General features: G+C 61.1%; 10 protein-coding genes. 4 read left to right on the forward strand and 6 right to left on the reverse strand.

The annotated features are described in order from the left end of the window. Positions 1-21: 21 nt before the first annotated feature. Positions 22-789, reverse strand: a complete 768-nt coding sequence (locus WKF55_15535) for a ParA family protein (GenBank protein MEJ7760992.1) — start codon at positions 787-789, stop codon at positions 22-24. After that, on the reverse strand, positions 790-1272 hold the full coding sequence (locus tag WKF55_15540; GenBank protein ID MEJ7760993.1) for a tetratricopeptide repeat protein: 483 nt from the start codon (positions 1270-1272) through the stop codon (positions 790-792). Positions 1273-1320: 48 nt separating this feature from the next. On the opposite strand from WKF55_15540, the gene WKF55_15545 reads away from it, so the two are divergent. Continuing rightward, complete coding sequence (locus WKF55_15545) at positions 1321-1848, forward strand: phosphoribosyltransferase (protein MEJ7760994.1); 528 nt, start codon at positions 1321-1323, stop codon at positions 1846-1848. A gap of 42 nt (positions 1849-1890) precedes the next feature. Here WKF55_15545 and WKF55_15550 read toward each other — a convergent pair whose 3' ends face one another. The 4 genes from WKF55_15550 to WKF55_15565 are packed head-to-tail and all read right to left on the reverse strand — an operon-like array spanning position 1891 to position 5931. Beyond that, positions 1891-2451, reverse strand: coding sequence for a 4-vinyl reductase (locus WKF55_15550; protein MEJ7760995.1), 561 nt, complete (start codon positions 2449-2451; stop codon positions 1891-1893). A gap of 37 nt (positions 2452-2488) precedes the next feature. Further along, on the reverse strand, positions 2489-4549 hold the full coding sequence (gene ligA / locus WKF55_15555; protein MEJ7760996.1) for an NAD-dependent DNA ligase LigA: 2061 nt from the start codon (positions 4547-4549) through the stop codon (positions 2489-2491). After that, entirely contained in the window at positions 4470-5552 is a 1083-nt protein-coding gene (locus WKF55_15560) for a diguanylate cyclase (GenBank protein MEJ7760997.1), read from the reverse strand. The genes ligA and WKF55_15560 overlap by 80 nt, the downstream gene beginning before the upstream one ends. Next, the gene (locus tag WKF55_15565) at positions 5542-5931 is read right to left on the reverse strand and encodes a response regulator (GenBank protein MEJ7760998.1); all 390 of its coding nucleotides are present in this window, start codon (positions 5929-5931) and stop codon (positions 5542-5544) included. Before WKF55_15565 ends, WKF55_15560 begins: the two co-directional genes overlap by 11 nt. 165 nt (positions 5932-6096) lie before the next feature. On the opposite strand from WKF55_15565, the gene WKF55_15570 reads away from it, so the two are divergent. The 3 genes from WKF55_15570 to WKF55_15580 form a co-directional block, all read left to right on the forward strand. Continuing rightward, complete coding sequence (locus tag WKF55_15570) at positions 6097-6348, forward strand: YtxH domain-containing protein (protein ID MEJ7760999.1); 252 nt, start codon at positions 6097-6099, stop codon at positions 6346-6348. Between the two features lie 108 nt (positions 6349-6456). After that, complete coding sequence (locus WKF55_15575; GenBank protein MEJ7761000.1) at positions 6457-6591, forward strand: hypothetical protein; 135 nt, start codon at positions 6457-6459, stop codon at positions 6589-6591. Positions 6592-6747: 156 nt separating this feature from the next. Further along, a partial coding sequence (locus WKF55_15580) for a hypothetical protein (GenBank protein MEJ7761001.1) occupies positions 6748-6968 on the forward strand: 221 nt, incomplete at its 3' end.

The following is a 6968-nucleotide window of genomic DNA, read 5'->3' on the forward strand; positions in this document are numbered from 1 at the left end:
CGAAGGCCACCCGGCCGCGTTTCACAAAAACCTGTCCGACAGTTGTGTCGCGAGGTTGATGTAAGCCTGGGACGCCGGATCGGCGGGGCTTCGAAGCACCACCGGCTGGCCTGCGGCAAACGCGTCGGCGGTAGCGATCGTTCTCGGAATGACGATGTTGAACACGATCTTCGATGGAAGATGCCGTCGCACATAATCGACTACGCGCTCGCTGGCGGGGTGCCCGGCTTCGAACATCGTGAGCAGAATTCCGTCAAGCGTCAAATGCTTGTTGGTAGCGACCACGTCTTGAATGCCCCTCAGAATCTGAGGGGTGGTCTGAAGGGCGAGCGGCTCGCATTGCAGGGGAATGATGACGTGCTGGCTGGCTTCGAGCACTTTGCGAGTGATCGGCCCAAGGCCAGGCGGCGCATCGACTACCACGACATGGCAGCGCGTGCGTGCCGTCTCGAGAAGTTCAGCGAGCAGGTCGGTTTCGGCGATGAGTTGCTGATAGATCCCGTGATCGGCCTCATCTGAAACCGAGCCCGCAAGAATAACCCGCAGCCAGGGAAGCGCTGTCGGAAGAATCACTTCCCGCAGCGATTTCTGACCGTTGAGGTAGTCGGCAAAGCCGGACGTGTCCTGGCCACGTCGAAGCCCTACGCCGTAGCGCACAGAGCCTTGCGGATCGACGTCGACGATCAGGGTCTTGAGGCCCCGCCGGGCGAAAGCAGCGGCGAGATTCACCGCCGTCGTCGTCTTGCCTACACCACCCTTCTGACTGACGATTGCGAGCACATCACCCATCTACTCGGAGACCTCGGGATATTCACCCGTCTCGAGGTCGCCCGGCGGGGCCGTCTTGTCATCAGACGTACGGATCTGATCGAGCGTTTCCCGGGCGTGACGCACCCACCGGTCTGCTTCAGCACTCGGAGCGGGGGGATCCATCAGGAAGGACTCGAGATGATAGGCGGCATCGGTTTTCTCGCCGCGGCGCAACAGAAGGTATGCGAGCCCATAGTGGGCGCCCGAGAGCTTCGGCTGAATTTCGAGCGCGCGCCGGTAGCAGCGAATGGCCTCGGTCGGTCTCGCCAAGCGCGAGTACGCGATTGCCATGTTCTGCAACACCCTGTGATTGTTGGGTTCGTCCCTGAGGGCGAGCTGGTAGGAGGTGAGGGCAGCCTCGTAATCCCCCTGACGCTCGAGCGCGAGCCCCTCGCTCAGGTAGTCGAGGCGCTTCTGCTCGCTCTTGGACTTCCCGCCGCTAAAGCGACTCCAGAAAGACATCGCTTCGAATCTACCGTCGAGTGAGCGCCAGAGCTAGGTTGGATCGACATGTCACCACGCAAACAGTCATTCGACCCAGCCCTGGGCGTGCTTCAGGTCGAATGGCCGCTATTCGGCGAGCTGTCACGGGCACTTGCTCTCAGGGTTTCGCGCGACTACGAGCCGGATATGGTCGTCGGCATAGCGACCGCCGGTGTCGTGCCGGGAGCTGTGATCGCCGCCATGCTTGGCAAGGAGTTCCACTCGATCGTGATCAGTCGCAAGTTCCGGGCTGACTCGGTAAGAGAAACGCCAGCAGTGTTTGGCGCGGCGCCTCATGAAGTCCGTGGAATGCGGGTGCTGATCGTCGATGAGACCTGCGATTCGGGCGACACCATGCGCATGGCCGTAGCGGCGATCGTCAACGCCGGCGCGAAGGAGGTGCGGACGGCAGTCGGGTTTCGTACCGGCAGCTATGCGCCCGATTTCCATGGTCTGGCTACCGAAAGCACTATTGTACTGCCATGGGACCGCGAAGTCATCGTCGACGGGGAGTTGATGTCAAACCCCCTGTACGCCGATGTGCTCGGGCTTTAACCGGCAACTTCTCTCGCGTGGACGTCCGGCGCACACATCGGACTAGGCAAGCTTTTCCCATTCGAACTGCATGACGTCGGCGTTTCCCATGGCGAAGCAGCAGCGTGAACCACCACTACCGCGACAGTCTGTCTCGAACACAGCAATCTGAAAGCCCGCAATCCGCTCGAAGAACGCGGCAAGCATTCCCGTTGTCACGTGGCAGCCAGGCATTTCGCTAATGGTGCCATCGGCGCTTTCCCAACAGTCGGTAATCTCCACTTCCGCAATACCGTCTTCCTCGCGCGCGGCGAACGAGACTTCACCCCACCCCGCATCCCGAAAAAACCTCGACGCATGTTCCTCGAACTCAGGCAGCGAGAGCCCGCCGGCACCATCATCATTCGATCCGCCGTTGCTCTTTTCGGCAGGTGTCTGGCGCACTGACTCTGACTGGTTGAGCCAATGCTCGAACGCGTCGAACAAGGCAGTGCCCCCCGCGTAGCCCGCTTCCCGAAGCACATGGACCGCGTCCGAGCCCGATTCACCGCGGGGCGTTGCGATCAGCACTCCCTTTCGCAATTCCCGAAGCGTAGGCAGCCCTATTCCGATCAGCATTGGCATCTGTATTTCTGGCATGGTGTCGATGAAGTTAGTACGACTAGTGCGCTGAGGCTCTGCGCGAGATGCGATCGAGGAGCGTCGCCTCGTCAATTACTTCGACGCCGACCGATCGCGCCTTCTCTAGCTTGCTGCCGGCCTCTTCACCGGCAACAAGGAAACTGGTCGCTTTCGATACCGAGCTCGTAACACGGCCGCCCGCCTGCTCCACCGCCTCGGTTGCCTGAGTTCTGGTGAGCGTCGGAAGCGTCCCGGTTATGACGACCGTCTTGCCGGCAAGTGCCCCTCCCGCGGCTACCTGACGGGGCTCGTCGAAATTGACGCCCCTCGCTCTCAGCTTCTGCACCAGTTCGCGGGCAGCGGGATCGTCGAAGTATGAGACAACTGCATTCGCTATGACATCGCCCATTCCACGCACGGCGAGCACGTCGTCGCGGGTTGCAGCGGCAATTCTGTCGAGTGTCCCGAAATGGCGCGCGAGGGTTTGCGCCGCTGTCGACCCGACGTGCCGGATCCCCAGACCGCCAAGGAGGCGGGAGAAGGGCTGAGTTTTCGATTGCCTGATGGCCGCCAGAAGTGCGTCGGTGCCCTTTGCCGCGTAACCTTCGAGGCGCATGAGCTGATCTCGCTTGAGAGAAAAAATATCAGCCGCGTCTCTGACGAGCCCTGCCTCGATGAGCTGATCGAGCCGGGCGTACGAGAGTCCGCGAACATCCATTGCTCCGCGTGATGCGAAATGCACCAGCCCCTCGAGACGGCGGCCTGGACAGGCGACGTTCGGGCAGTATATCGCAACCTCCCCCTCTTCACGCACAGGCACGGCGCCGCACGACGGACACACCTCCGGCATTGCCCACGGATCCGCGCGTTCTCCCGATTTCTCCGGCACCGATGAAATGATCTGGGGGATGACGTCGCCAGCTCGCTTGACCTGCACGACATCGCCAACGCGCAGGTCCTTCGCCCGTACCACATCCTGGTTGTGGAGGGTGGCCAGCTTGACGACAACTCCGCCAATCTCCACCGGCTCCAGTACCGCGTACGGATTCAGCGCCCCTGTTCGCCCGACGTTGACTCTGATATCAAGAAGCTTTGTCTCGGCGATATCGGGCGCGAACTTTCGTGCGATCGCCCATCGAGGTTCCCTCCCGCCGACGACTCCCAGCTCTTCCTGCAACGACATGCTGTCGACCTTGACCACGCCACCGTCGATGGCGAAATCGAGGCTCCCTCGCAGGGCATGCTCTACCCGATGACTCCAGTCGTGCACCTCGCCCAGCTGTGCGCAGCGCGCTCTGTGCGGCGCCACTGGAATGCCCCAACGCTCGAGACCGGCGAGCAGATCCCACTGGGTCGCGAACGGAAGCTTTCCCGCATCCCCCACCGCCACCGAGTATCCGTAAAATCGCAGCGGCCGCATTGCAGTGATTGCGGGATCGAGCTGGCGCAGACTGCCGGCAGCCGCATTTCGTGGATTGGCGAACACAGGTTCACCGGCCTGCACGCGCGACTCGTTCATCTTCTCGAATAGTGAGAAGGGCATGTAAACCTCGCCCCGGATCTCGATGCGTCCGGAAGGCGCTCCTCCGCGCAGGCGCAACGGAATGCCTCTCACCGTGCGAAGATTTGCGGTTACAATCTCGCCGATACTTCCGTTACCGCGCGTCGTTCCGACCAACAGCACGCCATCATCATAAGTGAGACTGACGGCGGCGCCGTCAATCTTCAGCTCGACGGTGTACCCCGACTTCGCGATCTCATTGTGCGCGATCCTGCGCAGCCTCTCCTGCCACGCTTCGAGCTCACCGGCATCGAACGCATTACCGAGCGAAAGCATCGGCATGATATGGGCGTGCTTTTCGAGTCGGCTGGCGGGAGGCGCGCCGATTCGGAGTGTCGGAGAATCGTCGGCTCTCAGTTCCGGGTTTGCGGCTTCGATTGTCTGAAGCTCGCGAAACAGCAAATCGTAATCACTGTCCGCGAGCGACGGCGCGTCCAGCACGTAGTACTCGTAAGAGGCGCTACTTAGTAGTTCCCTCAGCACCGCCGCTCGCTCCGGCGGCTGCGCCGTTTTCGGGATTCGCGCCATTGTTGGTGGCATCCGCTTTTGCCTGTGTGTCGGTATGAGCGTTGAATTCCGCACTGTCGAAACGCACCACGCGATTCCGCCCCGCTTCCTTCGCAACGTACAGTGCATCGTCGGCTGCCTTGAGCAGCGCATCGCGTCCGGACACCCGTGGGTGCGGGAACGCCGCTACGCCGCAGCTCACGGTCTTCCGCAGCGTGCCGCCCTCGAACGAAAATGTATGGTGGTCAACGCATTCCCGCAGCCTTTCAGCGAAGGTTACCGCAGCGTCGAGCACTGTGCCTGGAAGGAGGAGCAGGAACTCCTCGCCGCCATAGCGCCCAACGCGGTCGATCTCGCGCGCCTGATGCTTGAGTATCCCGGCAAACTGTTTCAGGACCTCGTCGCCGGCGGCGTGACCATGAGTGTCGTTCACCAGCTTGAAGTGGTCGATATCGCACATCACAACCGCGATCGGCTCATGCAGCCGGAGCGCATGCTCGAACATTTCGTGGAGTCGCTCTTCCAGCGACCGGCGATTGTCTACGCCGGTGAGGCCGTCAGTCAGGGAGATGTGCAGCAGCTTGTCGTTCACCTCGGACAACTGTCTTTCTCTCTCCGCCAGGTCCTCCTGCAGCTTCTTGATCCGCAGGAGCGATTTCACTCTCGCTTCGAGCTCAGCGAAGTTGATCGGCTTTGCAACGTAGTCGTCGGCGCCGGCTTCCAGTCCCGCAACCATACGCTCCGTCGAATCGAGCGCCGTCTGCATGATCACGGGAATGAAAGGCAGATCCTTGTTGGCCTTGAGCCTGCGGACGACTTCGAGCCCGTCCATCTTGGGCATCATGACGTCGAGCAGAATCAGGTCAGGAATCCACCTCGCCGTGGTGTCGAGCGCCTCCTGGCCGTCGCTCGCACCCAGCACGTCATAACCCCGCGCCTCCAGCCGGGCGCGGAGAACCTCAACGTTGTCCTCGTGGTCATCGACCACAAGGATACGTTTTTTAATATCCTCCTGGCCAGCGTCCTCAGTGGCCATTCTTGCCGCCGAGGAATCGCTGCACTTCAGCGACTACCGCCCGGGGCTCGCACGGCTTGGCAAGGTATCCGTCACAACCAACCTCGAACGCCTTCTCGCGATCCGATGCCAGGGCGTGAGCGGTCAACGCGATGATCGGGATGTGTCGGGTCGCGGGGTCGTGCTTGAGAACCTGCGTCGCCTCCCAGCCATCGATGATCGGTATGGAGATATCCATCAGTATGAGGTCAGGCATTGCCGACCTCGCCTTGGATATACCTTCTTCACCGTTCCATGCCTCGGTTACCTCGTAGCCGAAGTGCTTGAGAATGGTGGAATACACGATTCGGTTGTCTTCGTTATCCTCAACAAGCAGAATCATTTTACCAGACTCGCTCATCGTCTTCCTCGCATAAGTATTGCAAGCTTCCCAACGGAAGCAAATACCTTACCACCCAATCCTACAGCCATGTACTCGCCACCTTCAGACTCCCTGGTTACTCCACGGCCATCCGCGCAACGCCCACTTGGGAAGCCATACAAATCGACCCCTGATGTGCAGTCTGTGAGTCTCCTCGGGCTCGGAATTGTCATCGGTGTGGTGCTTGGCGCCGGGGTTGCTCTGCTCACTGCTCCGCAAAGTGGCGAAGACACTCGCGCTTCGCTGACCCGGCGTGTGCGCAGGGCAAGTGGCGAGCCTTCAGGAATCTGGGAGCGGCTGGGACGAGAGATGAAGCGGGCGGCAACACTTAAACGCAAAGAGCGAGAGTTGGCATCTGCCCGAGGAGGGGCGGATGCGGGGAAGGCAGGCACCTGACATTACGGGATTGACCCTTGATCTGTTGAGGAGCTGACAAGCCGCTCATCTGTCAAACGACGGGGCCCGGACACCGCTAGCTTCCCCGACCGCCGCGGCGCCCACCTGATGGACATTGGCCCCGGCCTGAATGCGCCTGCAGCCGCTGATCTCACGGTCAATGTGGCGATTTGCGGCATCCGGCTCCATGGAGGAATGCGTGGTGGCGTTCTTGCGGCCACCAACGCTCAGCGACCGGAATAGTTATTCGCGCGCTTATACAAACTGCTACGTTGCCGGCCGGCCTGCGCATCCGTAGCGTGCAAATCGTGTTACCGGCGTTGAAGTCGGCGTCGCATCTCCGCAGCCCGCTCATTCGATGACAGTGAGTTTCGTTGCGGGACAATCTGGGGAATCGCAATGAAGCCGAACCTCATCTCTGCGCTCAAGCTCCGAACGTTCTTCCTTCCTCTCTGCCTCGCCGTTGTCGCTGGGTGTGATGATAGCATCAATGTCCCCATCCAGCCGGGAGGCGGTGATGGTGACGGTGGTGGGGGAAGCGATGGGCCCGCCGACCAGGGTCCGCCACTGCCTGCCCGAACCGACGGAGACCTCGCTCTTGGACGCACGGTTTTCCGGTT

Source organism: Gemmatimonadaceae bacterium (assembly GCA_037721215.1).
Taxonomy (GTDB): Bacteria; Gemmatimonadota; Gemmatimonadetes; order Gemmatimonadales; family Gemmatimonadaceae; genus UBA4720.

Excerpts from the sequence above, each read along its gene's own strand:
- WKF55_15550 (MEJ7760995.1), bottom strand. The coding sequence starts at position 2,451 with ATGCCAATGCTGATCGGAATAGGGCTGCCTACGCTTCGGGAATTGCGA.
- WKF55_15540 (MEJ7760993.1), bottom strand. The coding sequence starts at position 1,272 with ATGTCTTTCTGGAGTCGCTTTAGCGGCGGGAAGTCCAAGAGCGAGCAG.
- WKF55_15565 (MEJ7760998.1), bottom strand. The coding sequence starts at position 5,931 with ATGAGCGAGTCTGGTAAAATGATTCTGCTTGTTGAGGATAACGAAGAC.
- ligA (MEJ7760996.1), bottom strand. The coding sequence starts at position 4,549 with ATGCCACCAACAATGGCGCGAATCCCGAAAACGGCGCAGCCGCCGGAG.
- WKF55_15535 (MEJ7760992.1), bottom strand. The coding sequence starts at position 789 with ATGGGTGATGTGCTCGCAATCGTCAGTCAGAAGGGTGGTGTAGGCAAG.
- WKF55_15575 (MEJ7761000.1), top strand. The coding sequence starts at position 6,457 with ATGGACATTGGCCCCGGCCTGAATGCGCCTGCAGCCGCTGATCTCACG.
- WKF55_15545 (MEJ7760994.1), top strand. The coding sequence starts at position 1,321 with ATGTCACCACGCAAACAGTCATTCGACCCAGCCCTGGGCGTGCTTCAG.
- WKF55_15560 (MEJ7760997.1), bottom strand. The coding sequence starts at position 5,552 with ATGGCCACTGAGGACGCTGGCCAGGAGGATATTAAAAAACGTATCCTT.